The sequence below is a fragment of the Rhodococcoides fascians A44A genome, assembly GCF_000760735.1.
Taxonomy (GTDB): Bacteria; Actinomycetota; Actinomycetes; order Mycobacteriales; family Mycobacteriaceae; genus Rhodococcoides; species Rhodococcoides fascians_E.
In genome coordinates this window covers 20,640-41,243 of sequence record NZ_JMEX01000007.1, presented here as the reverse complement: position 1 = coordinate 41,243, position 20,604 = coordinate 20,640, and the positions used below count along the sequence as shown (strand labels likewise).

General features: G+C 64.4%; 19 protein-coding genes. 5 read left to right on the top strand and 14 right to left on the bottom strand.

Annotation, left to right across the window (positions count from 1 at the left end; all coding sequences use genetic code 11):
* The first annotated feature begins 87 nt into the window (after nt 1–87).
* Nucleotides 88–846 (top strand): GolD/DthD family dehydrogenase, encoded by a 759-nt coding sequence (locus tag BH95_RS10650; protein ID WP_037182042.1) that lies wholly within the window; start codon nt 88–90, stop codon nt 844–846.
* A gap of 18 nt (nt 847–864) precedes the next feature.
* Here the strand turns inward: BH95_RS10650 and sigJ are convergent, their stop codons facing one another.
* From sigJ to BH95_RS10630, 4 genes are all read right to left on the bottom strand, one after another.
* Nucleotides 865–1,782, bottom strand: coding sequence for an RNA polymerase sigma factor SigJ (gene sigJ / locus BH95_RS10645; protein ID WP_037182039.1), 918 nt, complete (start codon nt 1,780–1,782; stop codon nt 865–867).
* A gap of 7 nt (nt 1,783–1,789) precedes the next feature.
* Entirely contained in the window at nt 1,790–3,127 is a 1,338-nt protein-coding gene (locus tag BH95_RS10640) for an NAD(P)/FAD-dependent oxidoreductase (protein ID WP_037182038.1), read from the bottom strand.
* A gap of 83 nt (nt 3,128–3,210) precedes the next feature.
* On the bottom strand, nt 3,211–4,461 hold the full coding sequence (locus tag BH95_RS10635; protein ID WP_037182037.1) for a DUF4185 domain-containing protein: 1,251 nt from the start codon (nt 4,459–4,461) through the stop codon (nt 3,211–3,213).
* 217 nt (nt 4,462–4,678) lie between these two features.
* Nucleotides 4,679–5,515: a type IV toxin-antitoxin system AbiEi family antitoxin domain-containing protein gene (locus BH95_RS10630; RefSeq protein ID WP_037182036.1), complete on the bottom strand. Its 837-nt coding sequence runs from the start codon at nt 5,513–5,515 to the stop codon at nt 4,679–4,681.
* A 159-nt stretch (nt 5,516–5,674) separates the two neighbouring features.
* On the opposite strand from BH95_RS10630, the gene BH95_RS10625 reads away from it, so the two are divergent.
* Complete coding sequence (locus tag BH95_RS10625) at nt 5,675–6,331, top strand: hypothetical protein (protein WP_037182034.1); 657 nt, start codon at nt 5,675–5,677, stop codon at nt 6,329–6,331.
* Nucleotides 6,332–6,343: 12 nt separating this feature from the next.
* Nucleotides 6,344–7,270: an ABC transporter substrate-binding protein gene (locus tag BH95_RS10620; protein ID WP_037182033.1), complete on the top strand. Its 927-nt coding sequence runs from the start codon at nt 6,344–6,346 to the stop codon at nt 7,268–7,270.
* Here BH95_RS10620 and BH95_RS10615 read toward each other — a convergent pair.
* From BH95_RS10615 to BH95_RS10570, 10 genes are read right to left on the bottom strand one after another with little or no spacing between them, the layout of a single operon-like run.
* Nucleotides 7,267–9,330, bottom strand: a complete 2,064-nt coding sequence (locus tag BH95_RS10615) for a helicase-associated domain-containing protein (RefSeq protein ID WP_037182032.1) — start codon at nt 9,328–9,330, stop codon at nt 7,267–7,269. The genes BH95_RS10620 and BH95_RS10615 overlap by 4 nt on opposite strands.
* A 46-nt stretch (nt 9,331–9,376) precedes the next feature.
* Nucleotides 9,377–10,567 carry a CaiB/BaiF CoA transferase family protein gene (locus BH95_RS10610; RefSeq protein ID WP_020112706.1) on the bottom strand — a complete coding sequence of 397 codons (1,191 nt, stop codon included), beginning with the start codon at nt 10,565–10,567 and terminating at the stop codon, nt 9,377–9,379.
* The gene (locus BH95_RS10605; RefSeq protein ID WP_037182031.1) at nt 10,564–12,027 is read right to left on the bottom strand and encodes a dihydroorotase; all 1,464 of its coding nucleotides are present in this window, start codon (nt 12,025–12,027) and stop codon (nt 10,564–10,566) included. The genes BH95_RS10610 and BH95_RS10605 overlap by 4 nt, the downstream gene beginning before the upstream one ends.
* A gap of 24 nt (nt 12,028–12,051) precedes the next feature.
* On the bottom strand, nt 12,052–13,395 hold the full coding sequence (locus BH95_RS10600; protein ID WP_037182030.1) for an FAD-dependent oxidoreductase: 1,344 nt from the start codon (nt 13,393–13,395) through the stop codon (nt 12,052–12,054).
* Entirely contained in the window at nt 13,392–14,024 is a 633-nt protein-coding gene (locus tag BH95_RS10595; protein WP_037182029.1) for a hypothetical protein, read from the bottom strand. Before BH95_RS10595 ends, BH95_RS10600 begins: the two co-directional genes overlap by 4 nt.
* A gap of 13 nt (nt 14,025–14,037) precedes the next feature.
* Complete coding sequence (locus BH95_RS10590; RefSeq protein WP_037182028.1) at nt 14,038–14,742, bottom strand: ABC transporter ATP-binding protein; 705 nt, start codon at nt 14,740–14,742, stop codon at nt 14,038–14,040.
* Nucleotides 14,739–15,461, bottom strand: coding sequence for an ABC transporter ATP-binding protein (locus BH95_RS10585; protein ID WP_170947613.1), 723 nt, complete (start codon nt 15,459–15,461; stop codon nt 14,739–14,741). The genes BH95_RS10590 and BH95_RS10585 overlap by 4 nt, the downstream gene beginning before the upstream one ends.
* Nucleotides 15,458–16,501, bottom strand: coding sequence for a branched-chain amino acid ABC transporter permease (locus BH95_RS10580; protein ID WP_037182026.1), 1,044 nt, complete (start codon nt 16,499–16,501; stop codon nt 15,458–15,460). The genes BH95_RS10585 and BH95_RS10580 overlap by 4 nt, the downstream gene beginning before the upstream one ends.
* Complete coding sequence (locus BH95_RS10575) at nt 16,498–17,487, bottom strand: branched-chain amino acid ABC transporter permease (protein ID WP_037160169.1); 990 nt, start codon at nt 17,485–17,487, stop codon at nt 16,498–16,500. Before BH95_RS10575 ends, BH95_RS10580 begins: the two co-directional genes overlap by 4 nt.
* Entirely contained in the window at nt 17,484–18,704 is a 1,221-nt protein-coding gene (locus tag BH95_RS10570; RefSeq protein ID WP_037182024.1) for an ABC transporter substrate-binding protein, read from the bottom strand. The genes BH95_RS10575 and BH95_RS10570 overlap by 4 nt, the downstream gene beginning before the upstream one ends.
* 247 nt (nt 18,705–18,951) lie before the next feature.
* On the opposite strand from BH95_RS10570, the gene BH95_RS10565 reads away from it, so the two are divergent.
* Together BH95_RS10565 and BH95_RS10560 are read left to right on the top strand one after the other, a co-directional pair.
* Nucleotides 18,952–19,767, top strand: a complete 816-nt coding sequence (locus BH95_RS10565; protein WP_020112697.1) for an IclR family transcriptional regulator — start codon at nt 18,952–18,954, stop codon at nt 19,765–19,767.
* On the top strand, nt 19,764–20,603 hold the full coding sequence (locus tag BH95_RS10560; RefSeq protein WP_037182022.1) for an HpcH/HpaI aldolase/citrate lyase family protein: 840 nt from the start codon (nt 19,764–19,766) through the stop codon (nt 20,601–20,603). Before BH95_RS10565 ends, BH95_RS10560 begins: the two co-directional genes overlap by 4 nt.
* The last annotated feature ends 1 nt before the right edge of the window (nt 20,604 follow it).

Below are 20,604 nucleotides of genomic sequence, written 5' to 3'. Positions count from 1 at the left end.
GTTCCGATCTTCGAGGCGGGGCGGCAGCTCTCCCCCTCCAGCCCGCCCCGCCTCGAATCCCACCTGTACAGAGAAAGGCCCGTCTTCATGACCGCACTGCCCGCACCCGTCGATCTGTCCCTCAATGGCAAGGTCGCCGTCGTCACCGGCGGTGCGTCGGGCATCGGCGCAGCGATCGGCGCGGCCTACGTCGCCCAGGGAGCACGCGTCGTCCTGCTCGATCGCGACGGAGATGCGGCAGCGAAGCAGGCCGCCGACATCGGCGCGCACAGCGTCGAGTGCGATGTAGCCGACCGATCGCCCGTTGCACACGCCGCACACAAGGTCGTCGAAGACTTCGGACGCGTGGACATCCTGGTCAATTCAGCCGGAGTCGCCCGGCTCGCTGCCGCCGAGGATCTCTCCGACGACTTCTGGAACCTGACGATGAACGTCAACCTCACCGGAACGTTCCTCGTATGTCAGGAATTCGGGCGCGTCATGCTGGATGCAGGCAGCGGCCGGATAGTCAACATCGCGTCCCAGGCGGCAACTGTCGCCATCGAAGAACATGCGGCCTACTGCGCGTCGAAATTCGGCGTACTGGGTTTGACGAAAGTCCTCGCTGCCGAATGGGCGGGCCGCGGCGTCACCGTCAACACCATCTCCCCCACCGTCGTGATGACACCGCTGGGCCGAGACGCGTGGACCAATCCGAAGGGCGACGCTCTCCGGGCGCGTATCCCGGTGGGCCGCTTCGCCGAGACCGACGACATCACCACGGTGGCCGTCTTCCTGGCTTCCCCTGGCGCGGCCATGATCAACGGCGCCGACATCCTCGTGGACGGCGGTTACACGATTCTGTGACCCGAAGACGGTGACGGGTCAGATGTTTCGCGGCAGCCAGCTGGTCAACTTCTCCGGGTTCAGCATGAACCAGACGTCGACGATGCGGCCGTCCACCACGCGGAAGCTGGCCGTCCCGACTGTCCGGTCATCCGCTACGAGACGGTAACCGAGGCCGTCCGCCATCCGGGCCTCCTCGACACGCAGAGCGGGCTGCTTCGCGACGACACCGAGCACGAAGCGCGCCACGCGATCGGAGCCGAGAACCGGCCGTCTGGCAGCACTGACGAATCCTCCACCGTCGGAACGCAAGGTCACGTCGGGCGCCAGCACCTTCATCAACTCGCCGATGTCGCCGCCGCGGCTGGCCGCCAGAAACGAACGAACCGCAGCGTCGTGGTCGGATTCCGCCACGAGAGTCGAGCGTCGCTCGCGCACATGCCGTCGAGCGGCCGCCGCCAATTGCCGGGTTGCCGCAGGCGAGCGGCCGACGATCCCCGCGATCTCGTCGAACGGCACCGCGAACACGTCGTGCAGTACGAACGCCACCCGTTCGGCAGGAGTCATCGCTTCGAGCACCACCAGAAGCGCCGTGCCGACGGCGTCGTCGAGGGTGACACGGTCGGCCGGATCGATCTCCGCAGCAGTGCCCTCGAACAGGTCGGCCGGCACCGGTTCCGGAAGCCACTCTCCGACATAGCGTTCACGCCTCGCTCGTGCAGAACCGAGGAGATCGAGAGCCACCCGACTCCCGACGCGCGTCAACCACGCCGCCGGATTCGCGATCTCCGCCCGTTCCTCCTCGCTCAGTCGATACCACCGCAGATACGTCTCCTGCACCACGTCCTCGGCGTCGGACAGCGTCCCGGTCATCCGATAGGCCATCGACAGCAACCTGCGTCGCTCGTCGTGGACGTCGCCGAGATGTGCAGGCAAGAACTCGGTCTCGTCGTCCATCACCGGATCATGCCACTTCCCCGTCGACGTTCGCGCGCGGTTGCCCTGCCCTCGTGAATGCATCCCGCGGGGCCACGGTCGCCGCGAGCGAGGCAATGTCGCGGCGACCGACGAACGCGCCGACCCAGCCGAGCAGAACCCGAATCTTGCGCTCCCACGTCGGTACCGCAAGGACGTGGTACCCGCGGTGCATCGCCCATGCGGGCCATCCCTTGACGACGATCCACTTGTACTGGAACAGACCGTGTCCCCGGCCGAGAGTCGCGACCACCCCGAGGCTGCTGTGCACGTAGTTCTTCGGTTCGCGGCCGCGCACACTTGCAACGATGTTGGACGCCAGCCTTTTTGCTTGCCGAACCGCGTGCTGCGCATTGGGAACCGTCGTCGCGCCGTGCCCGACGGCGAGGTCCGGCACCACCGCGTTGTCGCCTGCCGCCCAGGCGTCGGCGACGGTCTCTTCCTCGGTTCCGACGCGCAGGTCCGCACGTGTCACAAGGAATCCTCGTGCGTCGACGGGGAGGTCCGTGTGCCGTGCGACGACGCCGTTCGCAGCGTTGCCCGCAGTCCAGACGATCAGATCCGAGTCGAACTCTTCCCCCGTCGACAACACGACGTGGCCGCCGACGGCCGACACCATCTGGGCGTTCAGGTGCACGTGCGCGCCGCGACCCCTCAGATGCCGGACGACCCAGCGTCCCGGCCCGTCGCTCACCTCGGGCAGAATCCTGCCCTGCGCCTCGACGAGGTGGAACGCAAGCTCGCGGGCCCCGATCTCCGGGTAGTACGCCAGCTGCTCGGTCGCGAGAGACAGCGCCTCCGCGAAACCTTCGACTCCCGAGAATCCACCGCCGACGAACGTCACGGTCAGCAGGCGGGCACGCTCGGGGCCGTCGGGCAGAGCAGCTGCACGGTCGAACGCGGTGAGCAGCCTGTCCCGGATCGCGACGGCCTCCTCGACGTTCTTCATGCCGATCGCCTCGTCGACGAGGCCCGGAATCGGGAACGTCCGCGCGACGGCACCCGCCGTGACCACGACGATGTCGTAGTTCAGTTCGATGTCGCGGCCGTCGAGGCCGTGGGCTCGGACGAGCTTTCGTGCGTGATCGATCCGGTCCACGGTGGCGGCAACGAGGGTGGTGCGGCGCAGGTGCCGACGCAGCGACACGACGGTGTGCCTCGGCTCGATCGCGCCGGAGACCACCTCGGGCAGAAACGGCTGGTAGGTCATGTAGGGGCGAGGATCCACCAGAGTCACGTGCGCCTCGTCGCGGTAAAGCTTCTTCTCGAGATTCAGCGCTGTGTAGAGCCCGGCATACCCGCCGCCGACGATGAGGATCTCCGTCATGTCCCGCCTCCGATTGTGTCTGTACCTCTACGACGACACAGCCGACTCATATGTGAGGAGGCATCAAGTGGTGCGGGACTCGGCTACTTCAAAACGTCGACGTTGGTCCGCAGCAGCAGCACGTTGTAGTCCGACCACCGTGACGCGGTGAAGTAGAGGTCGTTGCCGCTGGACAGTGGGTGGATGTACGGCGCGTAGATTCCGCCGCTGGTCTGCCGGCTGTTCAGGAGCGTCTTCGGCGCACTCCACGGCCCTTCGGGCTTCTCCGACGTGCGGGCCACGATGGTCCTGTCGACCTCGTTGCCGTACAACATGACATACCGCTTCAGAGTGTCGTTCCAGGCCACCGACAATTCGCTGACGGGTTCCGTCACCACCGACTTCGAATCGGCCACATTCGTCGACCAGGGCTTGGCCTGATCCTGCGTCGAGTACTCGTACTTCGTCAGGTCGAGAATCTCCTCCGGCTTCACGCGGGCAACGAACGCGGCACCGAAACGACCGTTGGGCGTACCGAATTGGTAGATGTAGCCGTCCTGACCCTCCGCGTAGGCGTTCATCTGGTACTTACCGTTGCTCTCCTCGACCTGAGGGAACGCCGGAATCGTGATGCCTGCGTTCACCCGGATCGTCGCGGCCGCAGTCTGCCAGGTCTGCCCGTTGTCCTTCGACGTCGCGATCGCGGAGAAGTTGGTGACCCACCGACCGGGTGCTCCCCACGAGCGCACCGACATGTAGTTCATGTACTGCACACCGCCGATCGAGATGGCTGCAGTAGGAATGACGGTGTCCTCGACGCCTGCGACGCCCAGACTGGGTACGACCTCACTGGCGAATCCTGCCGGTTCGACGACCGCGCCCGAGGTGGAATCGCCCGGAACGCCGTTGGCTACGGTGATGCCGTCGGCGAGATTCTTGTCGTCCGACCGCAGCAGAACGTTGCTTCGCCACTGCGCCCCGGTCACCGAGCAATTACCGAACGTGTCACCGAACGCCATCAGCGTCTGCCCGGACCCGTTGTCCCAGCTGATGCCCAGATCCGTCCCGGAGATGCCGAACCGGTCGTAGGTGTTGTTGGGGCTCAACGGCCCGGTGACCCATGCAACCGACGTCGCGTTGCCGGAGATCGCGGGAAGCTGGCCCTGCGGTCCACGCGGATTCTTCTCGGGTCCACCACCCGCACTGCCCGAGGACCCGAACAGCGGCGACGAGCCCGGCCCACCGATGCCTCCACACGGTTCCGCGCTGGCGGTGGGTGACGAGAGAACGGTGAGTCCACTCGCCGCGAGGGTAAGAACAGCGCCGATCGCCATCTGCCGAGTACGTGCGCGCATGAACGCTCCCCACCGTGTCGTGTGACTCGTGTTACTCATGAGACTGATGGGGTGAGTGTTACGTAAATCCTCACTTCTCGCAAGGCGTCGAGGCACGACAAATACACAAGCAGCAGAATGACATCCGTGTAAGTTGGCCCAGTTCAGGCCCGATCCTGACGCTCCACTATCGACTCGAATGCGCGGAAAACCGCAGATTCGTCCAAGGAATGGAGCGTCAGGCACCCCTGCTGCGTCTACGGCGCCGCACAACGCCGACAATCTGATCCGCCACGGCGTCGACATCGCGGTACACCGTTGCAGCGGAGTAGCGGAGCACCAACCAGTCGTCGAGGATCATCCGGTTTTGTCTGACCCTGTCGTTGTCGAAAGGCCCGGGCGCGATGTGGTACTCGCGCCCGTCGATCTCCACGTCGACCTTGGCGTGATAGTCCACGAGATCTCCGAGGTACGGGCCGATGGGTGCGTTGATGTTCATCCGAACACCGCGAGCCCGGACGGCCCTGGCAACCATCCGCTCCGGTTCGGAGAATGTGCCTGGGCAACAGTGTTCCAACTGACGACGAACCTCACGCATGCCCTTCATTCCTTTCGTGGCAACGATGTGGTCGGTGACCGCTCGCCACGACACCCGTGCGCCGATATTGCGGTCGAAGAACTGGTCGAGCGGATCACCGGTCAGTGTGGACGCGACATCCACGAAGCACTGCGCGGCGAATACCACCGGTAGGCCGTGCCTTTCGGTCGACGACACGGACCGGCGGTGCAGCACGAATCCTTCGACACTGCTGACCCGTACCGATACCGGCACGGTCGCGTGAACCGTCGACGGCTCGTCGTCGAGCAGGCCCCAGAGCCACGCTGCGCTGTCGTGACTGAGTACTGCATCGCTCCGCCACAGGGTGAGGGCGGTGCACAGGTCGAAGTAGGACGGTTCGGGATCCGAGTAGATCCGAGGAAGGACCCTGAACAAGCGACCCGTCCGTACCCTCCGTGCGATGCCGGACCGTGCAATCCCCTGACTCTCCAGTTGTGCACGCGTGTAGACCCCCATGGCTCGTCACTCTGCACCGTCGTCGGCGCGTCCAACCCTCGGCGAACGGCCGCCTGTGGATAACGAGAACGCCTGTGGATGAACCAGCTGCAGGCTAATTTCGTACCGACAGGACGATCGATTGGGAATGATTGCCCGCATGTAGTTGGATCGTCAGTCATGGCGGCAACCGAGCGTTTCACCTTCCCGACCGAACGAGCCCAGCGCACGACGGTGCTGGCCGGCACGGCGTCCGGCCACCGAACCAGGTACTGGGAACTGTCCGATCACATCGCCTATCCCGACATCCGCAACATCGTCGCGGACTACATCAACGCCACGATCTCCGACCCGGCGAACACCGTCCGGCACGGGTGGACCGTCACCGCGCTTCCCTCGGCAGACTCCCCCGCCCACGAGCGTCGACTCCTGACCCTCACCTGCGGCGGCGTCGACACCCTCGTCGTCACCGAATTCAGCAACGACGAAGACGACTCGATCGAACTGGAAATGCTCGTCAACACCGACACTGCGAACGGGTACTCCGACGAGCAACTCGACTTCTCCACCGAATTGGTCACCGCCACACGAGAAACGGCAGACACCGCGGACGTCTGGTCGTGGCGAATCGACATCGGCGCACTCCTCACCGACGACGCCGACATCGACTTCGGAATCTCCGACGACGAATTCGACGACCTGGCCTACGCCCTGAACTCACGTTCGATGACCGACCGCGCACCGGACACCACCGACCACAACGACGACCTCGCCGGCGACCTGCTCGCCGAGGCCTATCGGCAGCTGCGGGACGCCGACGACGCTACCGTCGCCTGACACGTCGGAGGAATGGAGAACATGACACATCGACCGGTGCGCATACCGACAGTTCTGGCCGCGACTGCGGCAGCCGTTGCCTTGGTTGTCTCGGGGTGCGGGAGCGGAACGACCGACGAACAACCCGCGGACCAGTCCGCCGGTGACGGGACGTTTCCCAGGACCGTTGGGGCCGACTTAGTCATCGAGTCGAGGCCGACATCCATTGTCTCACTGAGCCCGACGGCGACGGAGACGTTGTTCGCCGTCGGTGCAGGCGAGCAGGTGGTCGCGGTGGACAGTCAGTCCGACTTCCCGACCGACGCACCCAGAACCGAGCTGTCCGCGTACACACCGAGCTTGGAGGCGATCATCGGCTACGACCCTGATCTGGTGGTGGCCTCCGACGACATCGACGGCCTCGTCGCCGGTCTGGACGCAGCCGAAGTACCAGTACTGCTGCTTCCCGCCGCGACGAGTATCGACGACACCTACGCCCAGATCGAGACCATTGCCGACGCCACCGGTCACGACGCCGAAGGCGACGCAGTGGTCGCCGATATGCGCACTCGCATCGATGCCGCGGTGGCGAGCGTTCCGCAGTCGAACGCAACCTACTTCCACGAACTCGATTCGATGCTATACACGGTGACGAGCGAGAGCTTCATCGGCCGAATCTACGGCCTGTTCGGCTTGACCAGTATCGCCGACGGTGCCGGCACCGATTATCCGCAGATGTCCGACGAAGGTGTCGTCACTGCCGACCCCGACATTGTCTTCCTCGCCGACTCCCAGTGCTGCGGCGTGACGGCCGAAGCCGTTGCAGCTCGGCCAGGTTGGGCGTCGACCACCGCTGTGCGTGACGGCTCGATCATCACGATGGACGAGGATCTGTCGAGCCGGTGGGGTCCGCGCGTCGCGGATCAGGTCGAAGCCGTCGCCACTGCGCTCAGCAGCTAGTCACCGGCCGACGCGAGCGCCTCGGCCAGTTCGTCGTAGGACGGCGCCATACCGAGGGCGTAGGACGGCGCCGGCTCTGCATTCAGCGCCACCTGCGTGCGCCCGATTACTACCTGTCCGTCCGAATCACGACGCACAGGTGCATATCCCGCTGATCGAAGCGCCTCGAGCGAGGTCTCGATCGGCGCGGTGAACCCGACAACCGTGGGCGCGAGAACAACCGGACCGAGCTTCGACAACCGCCTGTTCGCGGTGATCTCCGAGATCAACGCTTCGTCGGGCGCGACGACTGCGCAGGCGAGTGCGTAGGCACCGATGCTGCCGTGCGTGCGGGCCACGTCGTTCACCAGGTAGGTCAACGCCTGCGGAATGTCACCGGTCGAGTATCTGGCGAGACCGTCGAGCACCTCGGTGACGGTGAGGCCGTCGTCGAAAGCTCCACGAACACTGACCTGATCGAACCTCCACGTCGTGGCGGCTCCGGTCGCCTCGCGAACTGCGACACTGTCGAAGAAGTGGGCCAGCGCGGTGCCGGGCGGCCCGAACACCACAGCCGTCAGATCTGCGCCGACGGTCGCACGCGTGTGCGCCGTGGACACGGCCCGCTCAACTGCGTCGAACACGTTCTCGGACAACAAAGCTCGACCCAGATCGGTGCCGGCGCCCAGCGCCCGGGCGCCGACGAGTTCCGCCTCACGCTGCGTCATCTGCAGTATGTCCAGGCCCTCCTCGACGGGAAAGCACGGGAACGTCCACCCGAGCATTGTCACCACTGCGCCGTCGTCGGCGAAGGCGTGTCCCTCCTGAACGAGGTCGTGTGCCGACACGACCGCGCGGCGCAGCAATCTCGGCGGGATCGGGCGCGAGTCGTCGGCGATGCCTTCGTACGTCGCGAGATACACGGCGTCGGCGTTCCACCATGTCTGCAGCAGTGATGCTGCCTGGATTCCGGGATCACTTGCCAACCACTGCGCCGCTCGGTCCGTCGCGACCAGAACGTGCCCAGCCGGAACGCGTCTTCGGCCTTTCGGCGTCGGCAGAGCTTCGAAGCCAAGCAGAAGAGCGCTCAACGCCAATTCCAGAGCTACTTCGACGGCGTCGACCTCGGCGTGCAGGTCCTTGGCTATCGCGCGCACTGTACGCACGCCGACGGCACCGGATTTGAGTAACTGAATCGGCGTGGTCGATGCGGATTCGATCACCCCGGTCACCACCTCCACCATTCGAAGAACGCGCGCCGACGCTTCCGCCTGCACGTGCCCTGCATCGACCGGTTCAGAGTCGAACTCGGGCGGAGTCGGGCTGAATGGTAGAACGAAATCGGCACCGAGAAGCGCCCGGGTCAGCTGCACCGGCATCGACACCGGCCCGTTCGCGACCTGCCATGCCAATCCCCGCTGCACTGCCCATGCACCGGGACGCGCGGCCGTCAGATACACCGGATCCGCGTAGAGGATCGAGTCTCGGCGGGCAGCGTCGTACAGAAACTCTTTTTCGCCATCCGGCGCAGACTCCACCACACTCCGCAGTGCATCGGGGTCGTCGAACAACGACACGAGCTGTTCCACCACCTCGGGCCGGGCCCCGTCTCCGCGGAGACCCAGCTTCGTCGAGACCGAACGCAGCACCGGAAGCGCAGCCGCATCGAAGGACCGGCGAACATCGGTGCCGTAACTCCGAACCGCGTACACCGGGAGAGGATGTACCGCTGTCAGCACCCCATCCGACACCCACGCGATCTGCAGCGCGGACAGGTCCTCCACTACAGCCTCGAAGCCCGACTCCGGATCTCCCAGCAACCGACGGACGGCATCGACCGTCGCCGGCATCCGCAACTGCTTGCACAACGCAACCGCGGACAGCACCTCCACCGCCGGCCGCGGCAGCGTCAGGTAGATATCTGCGAACGAATCGCCCCCGACCAGATGACGTGCCAGCTCGTCGAGATCCTCGGGAGCATCCGTCCGCGCCACATGTCGGCGCCGCAGCAGTAACGCCAGCGCATCCACGTCCAAAGCCGCAATTCGCTCGCGAACAGACTCCTCGACAGCGGTAAGCATGACCGCAACCCTAGTTCTCCTGCGGAGTGACCTGTAGGCGCCGGGTCTACACGACTCCTGCAGTCCGTAGCTCTGCGATGTTCGCCGCCGAACAGCCCAACTCTTCGAGCACGCTGTCGGTATCCGCACCGTGGGCCCGGCCGGTGTGCCGAATACTGCCGGGACTGTCCCCCATCCGCCACATGACGTTCTGCATCCGTACGGGGCCGAGGTCGTCGTCCTCCACGGTCGTCACCATGTCGATGGCCAGTACCTGTGGATCGTCGAGCAGTTCGCTCGGCTTGTAGACGGGAGCCACTGCGGCACCGGCCTTTTCGAACTCTGCAACGACGTCCTCGCGAGTACGTTCCCCGATCCATCCGCCGACGTAACCGTCGAGCAGGTCGGCGTGCGCGGCACGTTGTCGGCCTGTGGCGAACCACGGCTCGTCGATGACCTCGGGGTGCCCGACCAGTGTCAGGACGCGTTCGGCAATGGAGTTCGCACTCGTGGAGATCGCCAGCCAGTGCCCGTCCGATGTCTTGTACAGGTTCCGGGGTGCATTGTTGCTCGACCGATTCCCGGTGCGTTCCTGGTCGATGCCCAGCTGATCTGCGTAGATGATGCCGGGACCGACTGCGGCCATGATCGGGCTCAGCAGGTCCAGGTCGATGACCTGCCCCTTGCCGCCGTTGTTCGTTCGGTGCAGCAGAGCCATCGACACCGCCGAGGATCCGGCAATTCCCGCGAGCGAATCGGCCAAACCGAAGGCAGGCAACGTCGGCGGGCCGTCGGCCGCACCGGTCAGATGCGCGAACCCACTCATCGACTCCACCAACGTGCCGAACGCCGGTCGTGTTGCATACGGCCCGGTCTGACCGAAACCCGTCACGCGCAGGAGAATCAGACCCGGGTTGGCTTCGGACAGAACGTCGTACCCGAGCCCCCACCGCTCGAGGGTGCCCGGACGAAAATTCTCGACCACGACGTCGGCCTCCGCGGCGAGCTTTCGGAAAAGATCCGCGCCCTGCTCGTTGCCGAGATTCAGCGTCATCGTCCGCTTGTTGCGACTGACCATCGTCCACCACAGCGGGTGGCCGTCCTTGTCCAACCCGTGCCCGCGCATACCGTCGGGCTTGGCCGGGTGCTCGATCTTGATGACTTCGGCACCGAAATCTCCCAGAATCTGCGCGACGAGCGGACCGGCAAGGATCGTCGAGATATCGAGGACCTTGATGCCCTCGAGTGGGCCGGTCACTTGTACGGGCGGTGCAGGTAGCGACCGGCCGGCGCACCCGACACCGTGCCGTCGGACAGCACGCGCTGACCGCGCACGAACGTATCGGTCACCTTCGCACCCAACTCGAAGCCCTGGAACGGCGTGTACTCCTGCGCCGATTCGGAATCCTCCGGCTGCACCGTCCACGTGTGGTCGGGATCGACCAGCGCAAGGTCGGCGTCCATACCGACGGCGATGTCGCCCTTACCCGGCAGCCCGTACCGCGAGGCGGGATTGAGCGAGGTCAGCTGGGCGATCCGACGCCAGCTCAACCCACGCTTGCGGCCCTCGCTGACCAAGCCCGGCAACAGGTACTCCGCGCCACCGAATCCGGACTTGGCGGCAAAGATGTCGCCACGATCCTCCGCGAATTTCTTCTCGTCCTTGCAGCACGCGTGATCGCTGACGACCCAGTCGATGTCCCCGGCGACCAGATGCTCCCACAGTGCCTCGACGTCGTCACGCGGCCGCAGCGGCGGATTCACTTTTCCTCCGAGTCCGTACGCGGTGTCGATGTCGGCCAGCAGGTGCCCGATGGTGACCTCGCGACGAAAGTTCACGTGCGGGAACGCCTTCGCCATTCGCATCGCTGCCGTCAGCGCCTTGCGCGACGACAGATGCAGCAGGTTGATGTTGGGCAACTGAGTCTCGTCCGCCAGGAACGACGCGATGGTGACGGCGAGCCCCTCCGAGTGCGGCGGCCGCGACGCGCTGTACGCGGCGAGCCCCTGCAGCGTCCCTTCCTCCTCGACGATCTTGGTGTATGCGCTCATGATCTCTGCGGTCTCACAGTGCAGTGACAGCGAAATGTGTTCGGCTTTGTCGCCCAACTGTTCCCGAGCAGCTTGAATGCCGCGCATGACGAACTCGAAGTGCGCCAGGTCGTAGCGCTCACCCTCGGGCGTCATCAGAAATTCGCTCTGGTCCGTGGAACGGCCGTGCAGTCCGTGACTGCCGTAGAACATGAAGATCTTGAACGACGTCACACCGTGATCGGCGATGAGCGACGGGATCTCCTGGATGTGCTCCTTGGACATCGGCGCGAGGTGGTACGCGTAATCGACGTACGGGCGTCCTTCGGTCGCGTCGAGCACCTTCGGGAACACGTCGGCATAGGAACCGCCCGTGTTCATGTAGTACTGGCCGGTGCGCATGTACGACAGTGACGTCGTGACGCCGCCCTGCACACAGGCCCGTGACTCGGTCTCGGCGTCGTCACCGAGCGGGTTGTAGATGCCCCAGTGCTGGTGCGCGTCCACCACTCCGGGGAACGCCACCTTTCCCGCCGCATCGATCACGGAGTCGGCAACGTCGGCGGGGATACCGGCCTCGATGCGGGTGAACTTACCGTCTTCGATCAGAAGGTCGACGAACTCTCCGTCCTCGGGTGCATCCGAGCCGGGACGAACGACGCGTGCATTGGTGATCAACGTGGACATGATGGATCCTTTCGAAACGGGAAATCAGATGTAATCGGCAGCAAGGTAGGCGAGTCCGAGAGCGGGCAACAATCCATTACCCGCAAGATATCCAGCGGCGCCGTGCCCTGAAATACCGATGGCAGCACCGCCGGAGGCGAACAGACCCTCGATCGGCTTGCCGGAGGGCCTCAGGACGCGGGCATCACCGTCGACGACGAGCCCGCCCTGGGTGTGAAACAGCGCGGGAACAATCTTGATCGCGGCGTACGGGGCAGTCAACTCGTGCTCGAACGACGTTCGGCCGAAGCGATCCTCGGCCGCGCCACGCAACGCGGCAAGCTCTTCCTCGACCGCGTCCGCAGGCAAACCCGTCGCCTCCGCGAGTTCGGTGATGCTGTCCGCCCACACCGCAGCACCGGAGTCGACCGTCTGACGAAAATCGGTGAAAGCCATGCACTTCTCGTGGATGTCACGGTCGATGACAATCCATCCTTCCGAGTCCGGCTGCGAAGCAAGCGCTGCCGCGTATTCGGAGTAGCCGGTGGTCTCGTCACCGAAACGCCTGCCGTCGAGGTTCAGCACGACGCCACCGTGCATCACCGTTGCCCACCCGACGAGCGTGGTCGCCTTCTTCGACAGTGCCGCATGCCCCTGGTAGGAATCGAGATACTTCGAGTCGGCGCCCAGACGTGCACCGATCGTCAATGCATCGCCCATCGAATGCTCACTGCCGTGATACCGCGCGGATGCGATTTCCGGCACGTGATCCGAGACCAGCTTCGTGTTGGCGCCGTATCCGTTGGTAGCCAGCAAGACTGCCCTTGTCGGTATCGACTCGGTAGCCCCGTCGGGCAACGTCACGACGGCACCGTCGACCACGCCGTTTTCGTCTACGGTGACATCGGTGAGCCGGGCAGGCATCATCAGGTCGATACGAGGCTCGTCGCCGACGGCGCGCACCAAGTGATCGAGCAGAGCACTACCGTGCCTGCCGTCGACCGTATGACAACGCAGTTGCGAATGACCGGGATAGGCGAAGTCGGTGACCAGATCGAGCGGCATCCGCAGATGATCGGCCATCCATTCCACCAACGGGGCACTGACGTTCGCCAACGCGCGAGCGAGCCGTTCATCCGCACTGCCCCCGGTCTTACGCATCACGTCGTCGACGAACTGCTGCGGCGAGTCGGCGATCCCCGACTCCCGCTGCCAGCGAGAACCCGCGCCGGGAATCATGGCCGTCGACATCGCGGTGTTGTTTCCGCGTCTGAAGTGTTCGCTCGCCTCGACCACGAGCACATCGAGGCCTCGCTCGGCCGCACGAAGGGCCGCAACGAGGCCACCGCCTGCGCCTGCCACGACGAGGTCGGGACCGTCCTCGCTCATCTCGAAGCCTCCATCGTGGCCTGTAACCCCAACAGTGCGAGCGCGGTTGCCGTCGGGTCGACGACCCGCGGCCTACGGGGTGGATCGACGAGTTCCACCGCCGAGCAGGCGTTGATCGCTACATCGCACGTCATCGAGGCAGCCTGGTCGGTCACAGCCCGGCCCCACGCCTCGGCGTCGGCGATGTCGTGAACATCGAGTCCGAGAACCTTCGTGGAATCGGCCAGGATGTCGTACGACGCCAGTCGGCGATCCAGTTCTGCAGCGATGGCGTCGTTGCGTGCCAGCGCGCCGAGGTGGAGGCCCTGCGACGAGAAGAACGAGGCCGTCAATCGGGACAGACCGTACAGCGGCAGCGAGAAGGTGTCTGCTTCGTCCGCACACGGATCCAACACGCAATCGGGCAGGAAGCCGTCGTAGCCGTCCGGGTCGACAGCTCGGAAAGCATCGGCCAGAACTGCTTCCGATGACCTGATCTCGGCCTCGGTGTCGAGCGCACTCGGCGCAGTCGAACCGATGTTCCGTAGTTCGACGGTGACGGTCGACGGCACCAGTTCGTTGTAGCGTTCCTGCCTGCGACGCAGTTCGGCGTCGTCGACGTCGATGGGTGTGAAAGCCAAGAGGCGCATAGAGGTAGAACTCCTAAATACCGAGGTAGGCAGCCTTGACGCGATCGTCGTGTGCGAGCTCGGAACCCGTACCGGTCAGCACGATCGAGCCGCTCTCGATCACGTACGCGCGATCCGAGATGTCCAGAGCCTGGGCCGCATTCTGCTCGACGATCAGCACGGTCACTCCGGTGTCTCGGATCCGTACGATCGCCTCGAGAACTTGTGCTGCCAGTTTGGGGGCGAGACCGACCGACGGTTCGTCGAGCGTGAGCACTCGCGGTTTCGCCATCAGCGCCCGGCCGATCGCCAACATCTGTTGCTGACCGCCGGACATGGTGTCGGCACGTTGGCCGCGACGCTCGGCGAGGATGGGAAACAGGTCGAACACCTGGTCCATCGACGCCTTCACCGATGCGCGTTTCTGCGTGTAAGCACCCATCTCGAGGTTCTCGACGACCGGCAGGCTCCCGAACAGCGCGCGGTCCTGCGCGACGTGAACCAGGCCCGCCTGCACGATACGATCGGCGCGCATTCCATGAATGGGTGTGCTGTCGAGCATGATTCGACCCGCAGTCGGCGCGACCAGTCCCGACAGTGCGCGCAGCGTCGTCGTCTTTCCCGCACCGTTCGCCCCGATGAGCGACACTATCTCGTTCTGCGCGATGGACAGGTCGAGTCCGTGCAGGATCTCCAGTCGTCGGTAGCCGGCGTGCAGGTTGTCGATCTCGAGCATCATGCGGTTTTCTCCTCACCGAGATATGCCTCGACGACGCGACTGTCCTCGACGACGGTCCGTGGATCTCCTGACGTCAGCACTGCTCCCTCGTGCATCACCACGAGCCGCTCCGACAGGGCCATGACGGCGGCCATGATGTGCTCCACGAAGAGGACGGTCTGCCCCTCGCTGTGCAGGGTTCGAAGCAGCTCGATCATCGGCGCCCGCTCCGCCGGCACCAGACCGGCGAGAACCTCGTCGAGCAGCACTACGCGGGGTTCCATCGCCAGCGCCCGGGCCAGTTCGAGGCGCTTGAGGCCGGCCGTCGACATCGCCGACACCTTGCCACCGACGTGGTCCGAGAGCTGCACTCGATCGAGTACCTCGAGAGCGTGCTTGCGGGCATCCTTGCGTGAGCGACGCTTGGACAATGCTGCGACCGTGACGTTTTCCAGCACCGACATGGACTCGAACGGTCGCATCAACTGGAACGTGCGTACGAGTCCGCTGCGCGCGATCTTGTTGGCGGGCCACCCCGTGATGTCGGTACCGTCGAAGATCACGCGACCTTCGGTGGGCGGCTGTTCGCCGGAGAGCAGCGAGAACAGGGTGGTCTTTCCGGCTCCGTTCGGTCCGATGATGCCCAGGAATTCGTGCTCCGGGACGTCGAGAGTGACGTCGCGGACGGCGTGGATTCCCGAGAACGACTTACTCAAGCCCTCGATGGACAGCAGGCTCATCGAAACCACCTCTCTCGGACAGTGCCGAAGATGCCCTTGGGCAGGAAGATGACGATCAGAATCAGGATCACCGAGTAGACGGCCACGTCCAGACCGATGGCACCGTCGAGGAATCCTAGGAACTCCGGTGGGTTGCGCAGGAGCTCGTTGATGACCTCGGACAGTGGACCGATCACGGCCGCGCCGATGACCGGCCCCCAGATGGTGCCGATTCCGCCGATGACGGCCGGGACGATGGCCTCGACCGAGACCGCAGAGCCGAACGCCTGCTCCGGCCCGACGAAGAAGTAGTACTGCACGTAATAGACACCGGCTACGGCGGTGAGTGCGCAACTGGCTGCGACGGCGATCAGTCGGTACTTCATGGTGTCGATGCCCAACGACGCAGCGGCAGTGGCGTCGTCACGGACGGCCTGCACGAACTGCCCGGCACGCGAACGCACGTAGAAGATCGTGCCGAGCACGGCGAGCGCGAGGATGACCAACGGGATCCAGATGTAGTTGGCGCTGCCCTTCTCGAACTGCAACATCCACCACGAATCTCGCGGCAGAATCGGTACATTGAAGCCCTCGGTCTTGTTGAAGACGTCGAGGTTCTGCACGAGCAGCAAGAACATCTGCGCGAAGGCGAACGTGGCCAATGCGAAGTAGGACCCGGCGAGTCGGTACCGCAGGCACAGATAGGCAAGCAGAGTGCCGACGGATGCCGAGAGCACAGCAGCCACAACCATCGAGATCCATGGTGAAATGCCGTGATCCACCAGTAGGTAGGCACCGGTGTATGCGCCGATGCCGAAGAATGCTGCGTGGCCGAAGCTGAACATGCCACCGAAGCCGCTCATGATGTTCCATGCGACGGCCATGATGCCGAAGATGAGCGTGCGCACGGCAACGGTCTGCGCTTGCTCGCCGAGGACGAGCGGAAGTGCGGCGACGACGACGAATCCGACGGCGAGAGTGATCACTTGGCGTCGCAGCCAGGTGTCCTTCAGCCGGACGTCGTCGGGTGCATTCATGGGTGCTGACACAGTGGCTGTCATCGGCGGGCTCCGTACAATCCTTCGGGCTTGAGAAACAGGACGAGGATGAAGACCGCGAACACCAGGATGAGCGAACCGGTTCCAGGGAGGTAGAGCGCGCCGACCGTCTGTACCAATCCGATGACCAGTCCTCCGACAACCGCACCGACGACGCTTCCGAGCCCGCCGAGCACGACGATGACGAACGCCAGGATGGTGAACTGCTCACCCACGGACGGCGTGAGACTAGTGAACGGAGTCATCAATCCCCCGGCAACGGCAACGCAGGCGGCACCGATACCGAAGGTCAGCGCGTAGACACGGCCGATGTCGACGCCGACAAGTTTGGCACCCTCGGAGTTCGACGCCACGGCCCGGATCGACAATCCGAGAGGCGTGCGTTTGAGCACGGCGGTCAGTGCTACCGCGACCAGGGCGGCCCCGATGAAGGCGAGCACCCGCGGCCACGATGCGACGGCGCCGAGAATCGACAACGAGCCGTCGATCGGCGCCTGCACGGACTGTGGCCGACCGCCGAAGACCATGAGCAACACGTTGATGATGAGGAGCGAGAGGCCCAGAGTCACGAGGAGCGGTCCGTCGTGGCTACCGCTGATCGTGAGCTTGGTCAGCAACGTCGCCTGCACGATCATGCCGAAGACGAACATCACCGGCACTGCGAGAACGGTGGCCAGATAGACAGGCATACCCGCCGTCGACAGTGCATAGACGATGTACATCGCCATCGTCAGCATTGCACCCTGAGCGAAGTTGACGATGCCGAGAACACCGAAGATCAGGGTCAGACCGACCGAGATCAATGCGTACACGCCGCCGAGAAGGAGGCCCGAAACGACGGACTGTGTGACGAGTCCCTGGTCCTTTCCACCCACCAGATAGATGACGGCCATGATCACGACGATGGCGCCACCCACGGCGACCGCAGGGTTGGAACCGACGAGGCCGCTGCGCTTCGTGGCGGCGCTGGTCGTGGGTGCCACAGTCACTGTCCGGCTCCTACCGGGAACTGGATTGCGTCCGTCGCGAATTCCTCCGGGAAGACCTGCGCGATGGCACCGTCTCGAACCTGCATCACGATGACGGTCGCGTTCTTGTTCTGACCGGTCTCGTCGAACTCGATCGGTCCGTCGAATGCGAGCAGCGGATCCTCGATGGAGATGCCCGCGATGGCCTCGCGCAGTGCTTCGGGATCGGCGTCTGCGCCGCCTTCGAGTCCGGCCGCAATGACCTCGACAGCCTGATAGGACAACATCGAGGCGGTCTCCATCGGGCGACCGAATTGTTCCTCGAATCGAGCTCGAATCTCGTTGGTGCGCTCGCTCGTTGCGTCGTAGTGATAGTTGGCACTCAGCACACCGTCACCCGCCGTTGCCGCGTCGGCAGGGAACGAGCTGTCGTCGAACGCGCCGTTGGCGATTCCGTACACGCCCTTGACGTTCAAGCCGAGCTGCTCGACCGCTCTGGCGATGAGGAGTCCGTCCGGATAGTAGCCGGTGGCCACGAGGACGTCGGGATTGCTCACCGCGGCTTCGCGAACCTGAGTGGTTGCGTCGGAGAAGTTGGTTGCGGGATAGGTGATTTCCTGCACCGAGGAGATGCCCTGGTTGGCAGCTTCTGCTTCGAAGGCATCGAAGACGCTGTCTCCGAACGATCCCTCGATGTGCAAGTAGGACACCTTGTCGATGGTCTGACCGGTCTGCTCTTCGATTGCGGCCAGTGCCTTCGCCCCGTCGGTACCCATGCTGGAAGCGTTGGGCTGCATACGGAACGAGTACTGATACCCCTGATCGAGAATCTTGTCGTCGACTGCGACGTCGATGACGAGCGGCACGCGAGATCGCTCGGCGACGGATGCGACGTTCTGAGTCACGTCGCTCTGGTACGTACCGATCAGTGCAACGGCCCCGTCGTCGATGAGGCGCTGAGCCTCGCTCTGCCCGACCTCTGCCTTGCCCTGACTGTCACCGGAAACGAGCTCCAACTGGCGTCCGTCGAGCGAGGCGATGCCGCCGGCCGCGTTGATGTCCGCCACTGCCAGTGCCGCACCGTCGTTCATCAACCCGCCGACACCTGCAAGAGCGCCGGTCGTGGGATGAACGGACCCGATCTTGATGGCGCCGGAGTCGTCGGACCCCGACGACGATCCGCACGCTGCTGCTCCCACTACCGCGACGGCTGTCAACACGCCTACGAGCTTCTTCATTGCGATTCTGCCTTTCGCGCCCACTAGGCACCGAGTCGAACCGCTGTCCGTCGCTCAGAACGTTCCGCTCAGCGCACCGGACCAACGGTGATCAAATTCCCTGAGTCCGAGTATGGCACGCGTCACGGCCTTACAACAGGGTCTACCGTGACTTTCTTGTAAAGCGTATGGTTCGCTCAGCGGAACGGACAGGTCGCCTCGTTCCGTATCGCCGCACGTTCCCCTCCAATCGGGAAGGATGGCCCGCATGGTCATGCCGCCGAGCCACAACAGACCGAGTGCACGACACCTTGCCGAAACATCAACCGGCACAGAGTCGGCAGATCGTGTTGCCGACGTGTTGCTGGCCTTCGCCCAGTCCGATCGCGCGCTGGGCGTATCCGAGATTGCTCGACGCCTGCACCTGAGCAAGGCCGTCGTACACCGCATCTTGCAGTCCCTCGCTTCGCGATCGATCGTTCAGCCCATGGCAGGCGAGTCGACGTACTCACTGGGACCCGCGGCAATCGGTTTGGGTACGAAGGCATGGAGTCAGCTCGACGTCCGAACGATCGCGGCACCGGTGCTGCGAGCACTCCGCGCGGAAACCCGCGAAACGGCGACGTTGTCCGCGCTCGTCGGTCACCGACGGGTTTACCTCGACCAATACGAGAGCCCGCAGGAAGTCAAGATGGTCGTCGAGATCGGGCCTCAGTACCCGCTGCACTCGGGCGCCTCCAGCCGCGCGATCCTCGCATTTCTTCCTGAACACTTCGCCGTCGAGGCACTAGGTGAACTCTCGAGCAGCAACCCCGATACCGACGCGGATGCATTCTTCTCCCGGCTCGCCGAGATCCGCGACCTCGGGTATGCGACGTCGATCAACGAACGCAAGACCGGGGCTGCATCCATCGCAGCGCCGTTCTTCGACGGCGCTGCACACGTTCTCGGGTCGGTGAGCTCCTCCGGACCCGCCTTCCGATACTCGTCCACCGCCGACGACGAGCACTTCGCCCATGCCCGCCAGGTTGTCAATGCCGCGCGGTCTATCACTCACCTATTGGAAGCTCGAGCCGCTCGATGACTCTCACTGTTCCACGGTCGTTCCTCTACGTTCCCGCGATCAAGCCGTCACTCTTCGACAAGGGGATCGACGGCGAATCCGACGCGATCATTCTCGATCTGGAGGATGCGGTTCCCCTCGATCGCAAAGACAGTGCACGACGCGACGTCGCGAAGTGGCTGGAGTCTCGACGATTCACGGGCACGCAGGTATGGGTACGCGTCACGCCTGAGTTTCTGGCCGCCGATCTCGATGCCGCGGCCAGGACCGGCGTCGACGGGATCATGATCGCCAAGTGTTCGGTCGACGCAGTGGCGCAGGCGGATTCGATGCTCACCGAACTCGAAGAGAAGCGGGGTCTCGATCACCTCGGAGTCATCGGGCTGATCGAAACTGCGGGTGCACTGCGGTCGCTCCCCCGGATGGCCGAGCGCGGCAGGGTGCGGACCTTCGGTATCGGCGAGGTGGACCTGCTCGCCGACCTGAGGATCGCCCGAACGCCCGAGACTGCAGGTGTGATCGACGGCTTGCGGTCGGAAGTCGTCGTGGGATGCGCCGCTGCAGCTCTCGCAGCACCGGTTGCCCCGACGTCGACGGACTTCCGTGACCTCGACGGCTTCGTCGAAACTACAGCGCACTTCGTGAACATGGGTTTTCGCGCACGAACTGCGCTGCACCCGAAGCAGGTTCCGATCATCAACGCAGCGCTGACTCCGTCCGGGGACGACGTCGCCCGGGCGCACCGCCTGATCGAGCTGTTCGATCTGGCCCAGGGCGGTCCGACGGTGGACGACCAGGGCCGATTCGTGGACGAGGCAGTCGTGCGCGGAGCTCGCGAGATCCTGGACCGCGCGTGAA